We start from the raw sequence: 13,620 nt of genomic DNA on the forward strand, positions 1-13,620 counted from the left end.
TTATTTAGCATTTATAAACTTATTTTTTCGAACTAAAACGCCCTCTATACTCACTTCATGACTGTGGTTCGCAGGGCGCTACGTCCTGCACAGATTTGGAGAGACGTACTGTGACCAACATCATTCGTCAATTTTTACGTCAGGAAGCCGCGGGCGGCATCATTCTGATCGCGGCGGCGATCGTCGCCCTGATCATGGCCAACACCCCGGCGCAGGGGATCTATCAGGCATTCCTTAACCTGCCGGTGATGGTGAAGATTGCTTCGCTGGAGATCGCCAAGCCGCTGCTGCTGTGGATCAACGACGGCCTGATGGCCATCTTCTTCCTGGTGGTGGGGCTCGAGGTCAAGCGCGAGCTGATGCAAGGCTCGCTGTCCGGGCGCGACAAAGCGGTATTTCCGGCGATCGCCGCGCTGGGCGGCATGCTGGCACCGGCGCTGATTTACCTGTTGTTCAACGGCGCGGATGAAGTCACCCGCCAGGGCTGGGCGATCCCGGCCGCGACCGATATCGCCTTCGCGCTGGGCGTAATGGCGCTGCTGGGCAACCGCGTGCCGACCAGCCTGAAAGTGTTCCTGCTGGCGTTGGCGATTATCGATGACCTGGGCGTGATTATCATCATCGCGCTGTTCTACACCCACGAAGTGTCGATGGTGGCGCTGGGCGTGGCGGCGGCGGCGACGGTGCTGCTGGCGGTGATGAACTGGCGTGGCGTGGGTAAAACTTCGCTGTATATGATGGTCGGCCTGGTGTTGTGGGTCGCGATACTCAAGTCCGGGGTGCACGCGACGCTGGCCGGGGTGATCGTCGGCTTTATGATCCCGCTGAACGTCAAGAAGGGGCCGTCGCCATCGGAAACGCTGGAGCATGAGCTGCACCCTTGGGTCGCGTTTATGATCCTGCCGCTGTTTGCATTCGCCAACGCCGGGGTTTCTTTGCAGGGCGTATCGCTGGAAGGATTGACGTCGCTGCTGCCGGTAGGGATTGCGGCCGGCTTGTTTATCGGTAAGCCGCTGGGGATTTTCCTCTTCAGCTTGCTGGCGGTGAAAATGGGCATCGCTCGCTTGCCTGAGGGGATCGGTTTCAAACAGGTGTTTGCCGTTTCGGTGCTGTGTGGTATTGGTTTCACCATGTCGATTTTCATCGCCTCGCTGGCGTTCGGCGATGCGGATGCGGCGCTCAGCACCTATTCCCGTTTGGGGATCCTGTTGGGCTCCACCGCGGCGGCGGTGGTAGGGTATGGATTGCTGCGTCTGGCGTTGCCGCGCGTGCGTTAATCCTGAATGTGCCCGGTAAGGGCACATAATAAAATGGCTGGTCGGAGCTGCGCGGTATAAAATATGTGCAGCTTCGGCCGTTCTTCGTTGGGACTAATGGGGCTATACGTTGTCTGAAGCAGGGAAAGGAAGTTTGTCGCTCGTCACGGCACACCGTTTGCCGCTGCGAAACGTTGTTAAGGAGAGACGCTCGTGAGGATGTCGCATATCAACTTTAATCACCTTTACTATTTCTGGCAGGTCTGCAAGGCCGGTTCCGTGGTCGGTGCCGCCGAAGCGTTGTTTTTGACGCCGCAAACCATTACCGGCCAGATCAAAGCGCTGGAAGAGCGGTTGGACGGCAAGCTGTTCAAACGCCAGGGGCGCGGGTTGGTGCCTTCGGAGTTGGGGCAGTTGGTGTTCCGCTATGCCGACAAGATGTTTATGCTCAGCCAGGAAATGCTGGATATCGTCAACTACCGTAAAGAGTCGAACCTGCTGTTCGACGTCGGCGTGGCGGACGCGCTGTCGAAGCGTCTGGTCAGCCAGGTGTTGGAAACGGCGGTGGTGGTGGACAACGAACAGATCCACCTGCGCTGTTTTGAATCGACGCACGAGATGCTGTTGGAGCAGCTCAGCCAGCACAAGCTGGATATGATCCTGTCGGATTGCCCGGTGGACTCCAGCCAGCAGGAAGGGTTGTTCTCGCTGAAGCTGGGCGAGTGCGGCATCAGCTTCTTCTGTCGCCAGCCGGCGCCGGAGCTGCCGTTCCCGGCTTGTCTGGAGCAGCGCAAACTGCTGATCCCCGGCCGCCGCTCGATGCTGGGGCGCAAGCTGCTCAACTGGTTCAATACGCAGGGCATTCAGGTGGAGATTTTGGGCGAGTTCGACGATGCGGCGCTGATGAAGGCCTTCGGCATGTACCACAATGCGATCTTCGTGGCGCCGACGCTGTATGCGCAGGATACCTACAACGATGACAACGTGGTGGAGATTGGGCGCATTGACAGCGTGCAGGAGGAGTATTACATCATCTTTGCCGAGCGCATGATCCAGCATCCGGCGGTGCAGCGCGTATGCAACAAAGACTTCTCGGCGCTGTTTTCCTGCTAGCGGTTCACTGAACGCAGGGCGTAAAAAAACCGGCCTGAGCCGGTTTTTTTATCAAGCAGATAACGAAATGCTTATTGCATTGCGTTGATGCGTGCAGTCAGGTTTGACTTATGACGCGCTGCTTTGTTTTTGTGGATCAGGCCTTTAGCTGCCTGACGGTCCACCAGTGGCTGCATTACCAGGAATGCAGTTTGTGCTGCTTCTTTGTCGCCAGCTGCGATAGCTGCGTCTACCTTCTTGATGAAGGTACGCACCATTGAGCGACGGCTAGCGTTATGCTTGCGGCGTTTCTCAGACTGTACGGCGCGTTTCTTAGCTGATTTGATATTAGCCAAGGTCCAACTCCCAAATATATTCTATTGAGGACAATTCAAAGGCCGAGGAATATGCCCTTTTAGCCTTCGTTTGTCAATGGATTTGTGCAAATAAGCGCCGTTTGTACAGGCGGCACTCGCTACGTTGTGATGGCGCAGGATTTTACCAGCTTCGCTCTTGGGAATACAGTGTTTCGCGAGAAAATTCGCCAATGTTTTGCCGCGGCGGATGCAAGCCGTTGGCCACGGTCGAGAATCGGCCCGGCGGCGCCGGATAAACTGCGGCGAAGCCGTTTCACGCACAGATTATCTCCGGTATGGTATGTCTATTACATAAAGGCACCAATCGCGGGTTAACCTTACCGGCTGTACAAGGTATAATCCGCCGATTTCCACTGTTTTGAGCCAGCTATGGAGCTAATTCGCGGCATTCACAATATCCGGGCGCGCCACCATGGTTGCGTGCTCACCATCGGCAACTTCGACGGCGTGCATCGCGGTCATCAGGCGTTGCTGGAGCAGTTGAAGCAAGAAGGGCAACGCCTCGGGCTGCCGGTGATGGTCATGATCTTTGAGCCGCAGCCGCTGGAGATGTTCGCCGCAGACAAGGCGCCGGCCCGCTTGACGCGCTTGCGCGACAAGGCCAACTATCTGGCGCAGGCGGGCGTCGATTACCTGCTGTGCGTCAAGTTCGATCCGCGTTTTGCCGCCAACACCGCACAGGCGTTCGTCGCCGAGCTGCTGGTGGAAAAACTGGGCGTCAAATTCCTGATGGTTGGGGATGATTTTCGCTTTGGCGCCGGGCGCCAGGGCGATTTCCCGCTATTGCAGCAGGCCGGAAAAGAGTACGGCTTCGAAGTGGTCAGCACCCCGACCTTCCGCGAAGGCGATCGGCGCATCAGCAGCACCGCGATCCGCACCGCGCTGAGCGAGGACGATCTGCCGTTGGCGGAGACCTTGCTGGGCCACCGGTACAGCATTTCCGGGCGCGTGGTGCACGGCGATGAACTGGGCCGCACCATCGGCTTTCCGACCGCCAACCTGCCGCTCAAGCGCCTGGTGGCGCCGGTGAAAGGGGTGTATGCGGTGGAGGTGTACGGCCTGGGGCCGCAGCCGCTGCCGGGCGTGGCCAATATCGGTACGCGCCCGACCGTCGCCGGCGTGCGCCAGCAGCTGGAAGTGCATCTGCTGGATGTCACAATGGATCTTTATGGGCGCCATATTGAGGTGGTGCTTCGCGCAAAATTGCGCAATGAACAACGGTTTGCTTCGCTCGATGCCCTGAAGCAGCAAATCGCCAATGATGTGGTGACGGCCCGGAAGTTCTTCGGGTTAAAAACACTGGTTTAATCGTTTACCCTAAACAATTCGAGTTGCATCGCGGCGGCAACCGCGCGAACCCCGATGAGCTTGCACTGGCAAGTGATTCGGGTAAGAAAGGGCGGCCGACAAAGATGCAGCTTGAAGTGTGACGGGTAAATAGCCGAAAACGGAAACGAGAATCTCATGAGTGACTACAAGAATACCCTGAACTTGCCGGAAACAGGGTTCCCGATGCGCGGCGATCTCGCCAAGCGCGAGCCTGGCATGCTGCAACGTTGGTATGAACAGGATCTGTACGGGATTATTCGTACTGCCAAAAAGGGCAAAAAAACCTTCATTTTGCATGACGGTCCTCCGTATGCGAACGGCAGCATTCATATTGGTCACTCGGTTAACAAGATTCTCAAAGACATTATCATCAAGTCGAAAGGGATGGCCGGCTTCGACTCGCCTTATGTGCCGGGCTGGGACTGCCACGGCCTGCCGATCGAACTGAAGGTTGAACAGCTGTACGGCAAGCCGGGCGAGAAGCTGACGGCGGCCGAGTTTCGCCAGAAGTGCCGCGAGTACGCGGCCGAGCAGGTTGAAGGCCAGAAGAAGGACTTCATCCGCCTGGGCGTGCTGGGCGACTGGGATCGTCCATACCTGACGATGGACTTTAAAACCGAAGCCAACATCATCCGCGCGCTGGGCAAGATCATCAGCAACGGCCACCTGCTGAAAGGCGCCAAGCCGGTTCACTGGTGCACCGACTGCGGATCGTCGCTGGCGGAAGCGGAAGTGGAGTACTACGACAAGACTTCGCCGTCGATCGACGTGAGCTTCCATGCGGCCGACGCGGCTGCCGTGGCGGCCAAGTTCGGCGTGAGCCACTTCAGCGGCGCCATCTCTCTGGTTATCTGGACCACCACCCCGTGGACCCTGCCGGCCAACCGCGCGATCTCGCTGCATCCGGACTTCACCTATCAACTGGTGCAGGTTGACGGCCAGTGCCTGATCCTGGCGGCCGAGCTGGTGGAAAGCGTGATGAAACGCGCCGGCATCACCGAATGGACGGTGCTGGGCAGCTGCAAAGGCGCCGATCTGGAGCTGCTGCGCTTCAAACACCCGTTCATGGACTTCGACGTGCCGGCGATCCTCGGCGAGCACGTAACGCTGGACGCCGGTACCGGTGCGGTGCACACCGCGCCAGGCCACGGCCCGGACGACTTCGTGATCGGCCAGAAATACGGCCTGGAAGTGGCCAACCCGGTAGGGCCAAACGGCTGCTACCTGACCGGCACCTACCCGCTGCTGGACGGCAAGTTCGTCTTCAAGGCCAACGATCTGATCGTCGACCTGCTGCGTGAGAAAGGCGCGCTGCTGCACGTCGAGAAGTTCCTGCACAGCTATCCGTGCTGCTGGCGCCACAAGACGCCGATCATCTTCCGCGCCACGCCGCAATGGTTCGTCAGCATGGATCAGAAAGGCCTGCGTCAGCAGTCGCTGGAAGAGATCAAAGGCGTGCAGTGGATCCCGGATTGGGGCCAGGCGCGCATCGAAATGATGGTAGCCAATCGTCCGGACTGGTGCATCTCGCGTCAGCGCACTTGGGGCGTGCCGATGTCGCTGTTCGTGCACAAAGAAACCGAGCAGCTGCACCCGCGCACCGTTGAGCTGATGGAAGAAGTGGCCAAGCGCGTCGAGCAAGACGGCATTCAGGCCTGGTGGGATCTGGACGCGGCCGACATCCTCGGCGCGGAAGCCGCCGACTACGTGAAAGTGCCGGATACGCTGGACGTGTGGTTCGATTCCGGTTCCACCCATGCCTCTGTGGTTGACGTGCGTCCTGAGTTCCAGGGCCACAGCGCCGACATGTATCTGGAAGGCTCCGACCAACACCGCGGCTGGTTCATGTCATCGCTGATGATCTCCACCGCGATGAAAGGCAAGGCGCCTTATAAAGAAGTGCTGACTCACGGCTTCACCGTCGATGGCCAGGGCCGCAAGATGTCCAAGTCGATCGGCAACACCGTCAGCCCGCAGGACGTGATGAACAAGCTGGGCGGCGACATCCTGCGTCTGTGGGTGGCATCGACCGATTACACCGGCGAGATCGCGGTCTCCGACGAGATCCTCAAGCGTTCCGCCGACTCCTATCGCCGCATCCGCAACACCGCGCGCTTCCTGCTGGCCAACCTGAACGGGTTCGAGCCGAGCACCGACTGCGTGGCGCCGGAAGACATGGTGGTGTTGGATCGCTGGGCGGTCGGCCGTGCGCTGGCTGCGCAGCAGGATATCGAACAGGCTTACGCCAACTACGATTTCCACGAAGTGGTGCAGCGTCTGATGCAGTTCTGCTCGGTCGAGATGGGCTCCTTCTACCTGGATATCATCAAGGATCGTCAGTACACCGCGAAGAGCGACAGCGTCGCTCGTCGCAGCTGCCAGACCGCGCTGTATCACATCGTGGAAGCGCTGGTGCGCTGGATGGCGCCGATCATGTCGTTCACTGCGGACGAGATCTGGGGCTTCATGCCGGGCAAACGCGCGCAGTACGTGTTCACCGAAGAGTGGTACGACGGCCTGTTCGGGCTGGCGGAAGGCGAGCCGATGAACGACGCTTTCTGGGCCGAGCTGCTGAAAGTGCGCGGTGAAGTGAACAAGGTGCTGGAGCAAGCGCGTGCCGACAAACGCCTCGGCGGTTCGCTGGAAGCGGCGGTGACGCTGTATGCCGACAGCGAGCTGGCGGCACGCCTGAACAGCCTGCAGGATGAGCTGCGCTTTGTGCTGCTGACCTCTGCGGCAAGCGTTGCGCCATTGGCGGATGCGCCGGCCGACGCGCAGGCTTCTGAGCTGCTGAAAGGGCTGAAGATCGCCTTCAGCACGGCGCCGGGTGAGAAGTGCCCGCGCTGCTGGCATTACACCACCGATATCGGCCTGGTGGCGGAGCACGCAGATATCTGCGGCCGCTGTGTGAGCAACGTCGCCGGTGACGGCGAGAAGCGTAACTTTGCCTGAGAATTCGCGCCTGATGAGTAAATCAATTTGTTCGACCGGCCTGCGTTGGCTGTGGGTTGTGGTGGCGGTGCTGGCGCTGGATTTCGGCAGCAAGCAGTGGATCCTCGCTAACTTTACGCTGGGCCAGTCCCAGCCGTTGATCCCGTCGTTCAACCTGTTTTACGCGCGCAACTACGGCGCTGCGTTTAGCTTCCTCGCCGACCATGGCGGCTGGCAGCGCTGGTTCTTCGCCGGCATCGCCATCGCCATCGTTGCGGTGCTGCTGGTGATGATGTACCGCAGCGCGGCGCAGCAGAAGCTGAACAACATCGCCTATGCCTTTATTATCGGCGGGGCGCTGGGCAATCTGTTCGATCGCCTGTGGCACGGTTTCGTAGTCGATTTCATCGACTTCTACGTCGGTGACTGGCACTACCCGACCTTCAATCTGGCGGACAGCTTTATCTGCGTGGGCGCGGCGATGATCGTGCTGGAAGGTTTCCTGTCGCCGGCGAACAAAGGCGCAAAGAGTAAAGGTGAGTAATATGACGGCTCAGGTTATCAGTGACAGCGCGGTGCTGGTTCACTTTACGCTGAAACTGGAAGACGGTTCGACCGCCGAATCCACCCGCAACAGCGGCAAGCCGGCGCTGTTCCGCCTGGGTGACGGCAGCCTGTCGGCGCCGCTGGAAGCGCAACTGCTCGGCCTGCGCGCGGGCGACAAGTGCGCCTTTACCCTGCAGCCGGAAGCGGCGTTCGGCGCGGAGAACCCGGATTTGGTCCAGTTCTTCTCGCGCCGCGACTTCGCGGAAACCGGCGTGCCGGACGTGGGCACCATCATGCTGTTTACCGCCATCGACGGCAGTGAAATGCCCGGCGTGGTGCGCGCGGTGGCGGAGGATTCAATCACCGTTGATTTCAACCATCCGCTGGCGGGCCATCCGGTGACCTTCGATATTGAAGTGCTGGAGATCGATCCGCAGCAGGAGGAGACGCATGCAAATATTGCTGGCTAACCCGCGCGGCTTCTGCGCCGGGGTTGATCGTGCGATCAGCATCGTGGAACGCGCGCTGGAATTGTATGGCGCGCCGATCTACGTGCGGCATGAAGTGGTGCACAACCGCTACGTGGTCGACAGCCTGCGTGAGCGCGGCGCCGTGTTTATCGAAGAGATCGCCGAGGTGCCGGACGGCTCTATCCTGATCTTCTCGGCGCACGGCGTTTCTCAGGCGGTGCGCGCCGAAGCCAAGGCGCGCGATCTGACCATGCTGTTCGACGCCACTTGCCCGCTGGTGACCAAGGTGCATATGGAAGTAGCGCGCGCCAGCCGCCGCGGTACCGAAGCGATCCTGATCGGCCACGCCGGGCATCCGGAAGTGGAAGGCACCATGGGCCAGTACAGCAACCCGAAGGGCGGCATGTATCTGGTCGAATCGCCGGAAGACGTGTGGAAGCTGCAGGTGAAAGACGAAAACAACCTGTGCTTCATGACGCAGACCACGCTGTCGGTTGATGATACCTCGGACGTGATCGACGCGCTGCGTCAGCGCTTCCCGAGCATTATCGGCCCGCGCAAGGATGATATTTGTTACGCCACCACCAACCGTCAGGAAGCGGTGCGTAACCTGGCCGGCGATGCGGACGTGGTGCTGGTGGTGGGGTCGAAGAACTCCTCCAACTCCAACCGTCTGGCGGAACTGGCGCAGCGCGTCGGCAAACCGGCTTATCTGATCGATTCGGCGGCGGATATTCAGGAAGGCTGGCTGAGCGAAGCGCGCAATATCGGCGTTACCGCCGGCGCCTCTGCGCCGGACGTGCTGGTGCAGGAGGTGATCTCTCGCCTGAAAGCGCTGGGGGGCCTGGACGTGCATGAAATCAGCGGGCGTGAAGAGAACATCGTGTTTGAAGTGCCTAAAGAGCTGCGCGTGGATGTTCGGCAGATAGACTGACATATGCCGGTGGATGACAACGGGGAGCTTAGGCTTCCCTTTTTTTTGGAAAACGTGCCGCATAAAAAAATAACACTTCATGCATATTCAAATTTTCTGCTAACTAAAGTCAAATTTATTCTGAGTATTTGAAGTAACATCGGTGTGATTAATTATATAGGCTGGCGAAAAGTCATTAATAAGAATATCATTAGGCTGCAATCTAAATAGGGCCCGGTGTTGGCAAGGTGATTACAATAATTACAATAATAGATGTTGCAGATGTTTCTTATTTTATTCCTGCCGAATATGTTCTACGGCGGTTAATCCCTTCTCCTGCAAATAGAGTTTCATATGTTCCAGCAACCGTCTGACTTTTAATGGCTGGATCTCCCTGCGCGGCATAATGGCATAGCAATTAATTTCCGGTAACCGCCAATCGGGTAATATTTCAATCAATTCACCGCTGCGCAATTCACGTTCAACGTTGGCGAAGAAATTGCGAATGATACCCTTGCCGGTCAGCGCCAACTCCTTCATCGCCATACCGCTGTTGGTGAACAAACGCCCGGTCATGCGCATGCGGTGTTCACCGCCGTTGCGATGGATAAGACGGACAAACTGCGGGTTGCCGAGCGGCGTAAAGGTCACCCAGTGGTGATGGCTCAGCGCCTGCGGCGAATCCGGCACGCCGTGGTGTGCCAGGTAGGCCGGCGAGGCGCACAACACTTCGCGGCAGCGCGCCAGCCGCGTGGAAACGTAGCTGGAGTCGGCCAGCACGCCGCCGCGTATCGCCAGATCGATGCGTTGCGCGATCAGGTCTATCTTCTCATCGTGGATCTCCAGCCGCAGCGTGAGCCGAGGATGCTCGTCGAGAAAGCTTTGCAGCGCCGGCACCAGATAGTGAGTGGCGAATTCGGTGGAGGTGGCGACGCGCAGTTCGCCGACCAGCTCGCCGCGCAATGCGGCGATCCGTTGTTGGCCACGTTCGGCGGCGTGGATCATCAGCAGGCAATCCTCATAAAAACACAATCCTGCTTCGGTCAGACTCAATGAACGCGTCGATCGCAGCAGTAATTGAATGCCCAGATGCTCCTCCAGCTGGCGAATATGTTGGCTGACGGCGGAGGTCGTCATGCCCAATTCTTTTGCCGCCATGCTGAATGCGCCGCAATCGACCACTTTTGAGAAAATGGCCATGCGTTTTAAAATATTGCTCATAGTTTGTTAAGCACAACTTAACCAAGATTGTGAATTATACGGGCTAATAATATAGCACCATCTCTTCTATATTGCCTGAAGCATATAAACGCCGGGCTGATTATTATTTTGCAGGGATTTTTTCTCTTTTTGATAAATCTTATTGCGCTTATCAATAATACACCCGCGCCACATCGCAACAGGAGCTCATTGTGGACAGCGCTCAGAAAGAAGAAATATCGTTAAAGATCCTACGTGAATTATTGCAATACCGCCGCCGTTTCCCCGGCGACGACACCTCGATCGCCGAAGAAGAGCGGCGGGTCACTCAGGTGCAATTGCCGCGCATTCGGGCATTCATCGAAAACGAGCAACGTATCGAATTCGTGCTGCCGGCCTTTCCCACCAAGTCGCCCAACACCAACAAGGTGATCGGTGCGGTGCCGGACATGGCGGAGCGGCTGTCGCTGATCTTCCTCAACTCGCTGTGCCAGCGCATTCAGCTCTATTACCCGCCGGGGGCGCATATCGTTATCTGCTCCGATGGCCACGTGTTCGGCGATCTGATCCGCGTCAGCGACGACGCGATCAACCACTATCAGCGTGAGATTGAAAGCCTGCTGCATGAAGTGGGCGCGACGCACCTGAGCGTGTTTAACCTCGGCGACGTCAAAGGCCTGGCGGAGCATACCGATGATTACGATCTGCTGCGCCGGCTGTTGGTGGAGGGCTACGCCGAATCGGAAGAGGCGATCAAGCAACAGCTGATGCAGGACGAACAGGGCCTCTTGCTGTACCGCGCCATCACGCGTTTCCTGTATGAAGACAGCCAACTGCCGGGCTACAGTGGTTCCAACGCCGCGCTGCAGAAAGACGCCAAGCAGCGCGCCTGCGGGGTGATCCAACGCAGCTGGGCCTGGGGCAACCTGCTGGCGCAGCATTTTCCGGCGGCGATCCGCCTGTCGATTCACCCGCAGCCGGTCGACAGCCTGAAAATGGGCATCCACATGATGCCGACCAAAGACGACTGGCTGACGCCGTGGCACGGTGTGGCGGCCAACGTGAACGGCCAGTTCGTGTTGATGAAGCGTAAAGACGCGCAGAGCCTGGACGGCGAACTGGTGGAAATCCGCGGCACGCCGAGCCATTACCTGATCGAACAACCGCAGGTGGCCTGAGGCCGCTGCGGGCTTTTGCCCCCGATATCCTGCGGGGGCTTTTTTGACGGCACGTTGCCGTGTGAGCAGCACATTCGATGCAAGGAGAATCACCGATGAACAACCAACCGCTTAATTGCCATATTCAACCGAATACCCCGTTTGGCGCGATCCTGACGCCGCAGCATCCGGGGCAAAAGATCGGCGAACTGCCGGTGGCGGCGCTGCGGGCGCTGGCGCAGGAACATCACTTGCTGGTGCTGCGTGGATTCGACTCCGGTTTCAGCGAGGCGGAAGTCCTGACTCGCTACGCCGAGCAGTGGGGCGAGATCATGATGTGGCCGTTCGGTGCGGTGCTGGACGTGAAGGAGCATCCGGACGCCAAAGATCATATTTTCGACAGCAGCTACGTCCCGCTGCATTGGGATGGCATGTATAAGCCGACCATCCCCGAGTTCCAGCTGTTCCACTGCGTGGCGGCGCCGTCGCAGGACGAAGGCGGGTGCACTACTTTCGTCGATACCACGCGGCTGTTGGCCAATGCGGATGAAGCGCTGCTGGATCAGTGGCTGTCGGTGTCGATCACCTACCGCATCAAGCAGGTGGTGCATTACGGCGGCGAAGTCTGTTCGCCACTGGTGGTGCAGCACCCGAACGGCAGGGGGTTGATCATGCGCTACAATGAACCGCCGACGGAGGGGAAAAAATTCCTCAATCAGCATGCGCTGGAATATCACGGCGTGCCGGAACAACAGCAGGAACAGTTCCATCACACTCTGCAGCAGCACCTGTACGATCCGCATCACTATTATGCCCATCAGTGGCAGCAGGGCGACGTGGTGGTGGCGGACAACTTCTCGCTGCTGCACGGCCGTGAGGGTTTTACCGCCCGTTCCGCGCGTCATTTGCAGCGCGTGCATATTCAGAGCAACCCGGTGTGCGCCAATCTGGCGCTGAAGCCGGCCAACGCAGAAGCGTAAAGGAGCATTATGGCAAGGATACTGATGGCGGCGGTCGCCACTCCTGGGCACGTCTACCCGATGTTGGCTATCGCTCGCCACCTGATTGCCCAAGGGCATCAGGTGCGGGTGATGACCGGCGCGCTGTTTCGCGAACGCGCTGAGGCGGCTGGGGCAAACTTCGTGCCATTCGACGCGCAGGTGGATTTCGATTATCGCCACCTGGAAGAGCACTTTCCGGCGCGCGCCGCGCTGCCGCCGGGCAATGCGCAGATGGCGCTGGCGCTGAAGGATTTCTTCGCCGCACCGATCCCGTTGCTGGATCGGCAACTGCGTGCGGCCATCGCTGCCGAAAAGACCGATCTGCTGATGGTGGAGAACTGCTTCTACGGCGTGCTGCCGCTGCTGCAGTCCGCCGAGCGGCCGCCGGTCTTCGGTATCGGCGTCACGCCGCTGTCGTATTCTTCGCGCGATGCTATTTTTTATGGCCCGCGTATCCCGCCGGCGTTGCTGCCGCAGGCGTTGACCCGTGAGCAGCTGGTGGATGAAGAAACGCGCGTGCTGCTCGATGAAGTACAGCAGAGCTTCGATGCGGCGCTGGTGCAGGCGGGCGGGCGGGCGCTGGATCGCCCGTTCACCGACGCGCTGATCGGCGACTGCGAGCGTTTCCTGCAGCTGGCTACCACGGCGCTGGAATATGAGCGTGACGATCTGCCGAGCGGCGTGCGCTTCGTCGGTCCGCTGCGCAGCGGCGGCCAGCCGGCGGCGGAAGAGACGCTGTGGGAGGCGGACGATCGTCGGCCGCTGGTGATCGTGTCTCAGGGCACGCTGGCCAATGTCGATCTGCATCAGCTGATCGTGCCGACGCTGCAAGCGCTGGCGCATCTGCCGGTGCGGGTGCTGGCCACCACCGGCGGGCGGGCGACGGAAGGGCTGATGGACGCGCTGCCGGGCAATGCCAGAGTGCGGGAATTTATCTCCTTCGAACGCTGGCTGCCGGAGGCGGCGCTGCTGATCACCAACGGCGGTTACGGCTCGATCAACGCTGCGCTGGACAGCGGCGTGCCGCTGATCGTCGCCGGTACCGGTGAGGACAAGCTTGAGGCGGCCGCGCGCGTGGTGGCCGCCGGCTGCGGCATCAGTCTGCATACCAGCACACCGACCGCCGAACAGATCCTGGCGGCGGCGACGCGCATTCTGCAACAGCCGATCTATTGGCAACGCGCGGCGCTGGTGCGTGAGGATTATGCCCGCCACGACGCGCTGACGGCGATCGCCAACGAAGTGGCGGCCATTACCGCCTGACCTCGCCGTTCTCCTTTCCCCTGGCGCCGTTTTCGGCGCCTTTTTTATGCATTTTTTTGCCATGGAAACTGCATGATTATGTACA

12 protein-coding genes are annotated in these 13,620 nt (G+C 59.3%); 10 read left to right on the forward strand and 2 right to left on the reverse strand.

Annotated elements, in window-relative coordinates; all coding sequences use genetic code 11:
* Nucleotides 1-110: 110 nt before the first annotated feature.
* Together nhaA and nhaR are read left to right on the forward strand one after the other, a co-directional pair.
* Nucleotides 111-1,277 (forward strand): Na+/H+ antiporter NhaA, encoded by a 1,167-nt coding sequence (nhaA, locus tag QDT79_RS07590; RefSeq protein ID WP_033649145.1) that lies wholly within the window; start codon nt 111-113, stop codon nt 1,275-1,277.
* Between the two features lie 192 nt (nt 1,278-1,469).
* A complete protein-coding gene (gene nhaR, locus QDT79_RS07595; RefSeq protein WP_004932962.1) occupies nt 1,470-2,369 on the forward strand; it encodes a transcriptional activator NhaR in 900 nt (299 codons plus the stop codon).
* Nucleotides 2,370-2,440: 71 nt separating this feature from the next.
* Here the strand turns inward: nhaR and rpsT are convergent, their stop codons facing one another.
* A complete protein-coding gene (gene rpsT / locus QDT79_RS07600) occupies nt 2,441-2,704 on the reverse strand; it encodes a 30S ribosomal protein S20 (protein WP_033637053.1) in 264 nt (87 codons plus the stop codon).
* 390 nt (nt 2,705-3,094) lie between these two features.
* Between rpsT and ribF the strand changes: the two genes are divergently transcribed.
* The 5 genes from ribF to ispH all read left to right on the forward strand — a co-directional run bounded on the left by ribF (nt 3,095) and on the right by ispH (nt 8,935).
* Nucleotides 3,095-4,033, forward strand: a complete 939-nt coding sequence (gene ribF / locus QDT79_RS07605; RefSeq protein WP_063991443.1) for a bifunctional riboflavin kinase/FAD synthetase — start codon at nt 3,095-3,097, stop codon at nt 4,031-4,033.
* Nucleotides 4,034-4,189: 156 nt separating this feature from the next.
* A complete protein-coding gene (ileS, locus tag QDT79_RS07610; protein WP_063991442.1) occupies nt 4,190-7,006 on the forward strand; it encodes an isoleucine--tRNA ligase in 2,817 nt (938 codons plus the stop codon).
* 13 nt (nt 7,007-7,019) lie between these two features.
* On the forward strand, nt 7,020-7,529 hold the full coding sequence (lspA, locus tag QDT79_RS07615; RefSeq protein WP_063991441.1) for a signal peptidase II: 510 nt from the start codon (nt 7,020-7,022) through the stop codon (nt 7,527-7,529).
* Nucleotide 7,530: 1 nt separating this feature from the next.
* A complete protein-coding gene (gene fkpB / locus QDT79_RS07620) occupies nt 7,531-8,001 on the forward strand; it encodes an FKBP-type peptidyl-prolyl cis-trans isomerase (RefSeq protein WP_063991440.1) in 471 nt (156 codons plus the stop codon).
* Nucleotides 7,982-8,935, forward strand: coding sequence for a 4-hydroxy-3-methylbut-2-enyl diphosphate reductase (ispH, locus tag QDT79_RS07625; RefSeq protein ID WP_107226742.1), 954 nt, complete (start codon nt 7,982-7,984; stop codon nt 8,933-8,935). The genes fkpB and ispH overlap by 20 nt, the downstream gene beginning before the upstream one ends.
* A 273-nt stretch (nt 8,936-9,208) precedes the next feature.
* Here the strand turns inward: ispH and QDT79_RS07630 are convergent, their stop codons facing one another.
* Nucleotides 9,209-10,135, reverse strand: a complete 927-nt coding sequence (locus QDT79_RS07630; protein WP_063991438.1) for a LysR family transcriptional regulator — start codon at nt 10,133-10,135, stop codon at nt 9,209-9,211.
* Between the two features lie 191 nt (nt 10,136-10,326).
* On the opposite strand from QDT79_RS07630, the gene pvcA reads away from it, so the two are divergent.
* From pvcA to QDT79_RS07645, 3 genes are all read left to right on the forward strand, one after another.
* Entirely contained in the window at nt 10,327-11,292 is a 966-nt protein-coding gene (gene pvcA, locus QDT79_RS07635) for an L-tyrosine isonitrile synthase (protein WP_063991437.1), read from the forward strand.
* A gap of 95 nt (nt 11,293-11,387) precedes the next feature.
* Nucleotides 11,388-12,251 (forward strand): TauD/TfdA dioxygenase family protein, encoded by an 864-nt coding sequence (locus QDT79_RS07640; RefSeq protein WP_308316363.1) that lies wholly within the window; start codon nt 11,388-11,390, stop codon nt 12,249-12,251.
* A 24-nt stretch (nt 12,252-12,275) separates the two neighbouring features.
* Entirely contained in the window at nt 12,276-13,535 is a 1,260-nt protein-coding gene (locus QDT79_RS07645) for a glycosyltransferase (protein WP_308317174.1), read from the forward strand.
* Nucleotides 13,536-13,620: the final 85 nt, after the last annotated feature.

The organism is Serratia marcescens (assembly GCF_029846115.1).
GTDB lineage: Bacteria > Pseudomonadota > Gammaproteobacteria > Enterobacterales > Enterobacteriaceae > Serratia > Serratia marcescens_L.

Excerpts from the sequence above, each read along its gene's own strand:
- ribF (WP_063991443.1), top strand. The coding sequence starts at position 3,095 with ATGGAGCTAATTCGCGGCATTCACAATATCCGGGCGCGCCACCATGGT.
- ileS (WP_063991442.1), top strand. The coding sequence starts at position 4,190 with ATGAGTGACTACAAGAATACCCTGAACTTGCCGGAAACAGGGTTCCCG.
- lspA (WP_063991441.1), top strand. The coding sequence starts at position 7,020 with ATGAGTAAATCAATTTGTTCGACCGGCCTGCGTTGGCTGTGGGTTGTG.
- fkpB (WP_063991440.1), top strand. The coding sequence starts at position 7,531 with ATGACGGCTCAGGTTATCAGTGACAGCGCGGTGCTGGTTCACTTTACG.
- ispH (WP_107226742.1), top strand. The coding sequence starts at position 7,982 with ATGCAAATATTGCTGGCTAACCCGCGCGGCTTCTGCGCCGGGGTTGAT.
- QDT79_RS07630 (WP_063991438.1), bottom strand. The coding sequence starts at position 10,135 with ATGAGCAATATTTTAAAACGCATGGCCATTTTCTCAAAAGTGGTCGAT.
- QDT79_RS07640 (WP_308316363.1), top strand. The coding sequence starts at position 11,388 with ATGAACAACCAACCGCTTAATTGCCATATTCAACCGAATACCCCGTTT.
- QDT79_RS07645 (WP_308317174.1), top strand. The coding sequence starts at position 12,276 with ATGGCGGCGGTCGCCACTCCTGGGCACGTCTACCCGATGTTGGCTATC.